The 248-nt window shown below is 43.5% G+C and carries 1 pseudogene; it reads right to left on the bottom strand.

Going from position 1 to position 248, the window contains the following annotated elements:
• Positions 1–90 precede the first annotated feature (90 nt).
• Positions 91–248: pseudogene (locus AB4486_RS25890) on the bottom strand (nicotinate-nicotinamide nucleotide adenylyltransferase); the annotation flags it as partial.

The following is a 248-nucleotide window of genomic DNA, read 5'->3' as shown; positions in this document are numbered from 1 at the left end:
AGCATACGCAGGCATACTGCATGCTGCCATGATCAACGTCGCTGGTATCGCGCTCTTTAGCATAGTCCTCTGACCTCTTGATTAGTGAACTTACATTATCTGATACAGTCCACTATCTTGCAACATCTTTGTAACTGACTTTGTACTCAGTTTTGCCACATCGCTTCCACTTATCAGTGCATTACGTATGTCTGTACTGCGAATTTTCACTTTTTCAGGGCAAGCTATTACAGACCACTGCTCGGTAA

Origin of the sequence: Vibrio sp. 10N.222.55.C6 (assembly GCF_041473395.1) — a bacterium.
Lineage (GTDB): Bacteria > Pseudomonadota > Gammaproteobacteria > Enterobacterales > Vibrionaceae > Vibrio > Vibrio crassostreae_C.
Note: the sequence above shows the minus strand (reverse complement) of the source record. Positions and strands in the feature narration are given on the sequence as shown.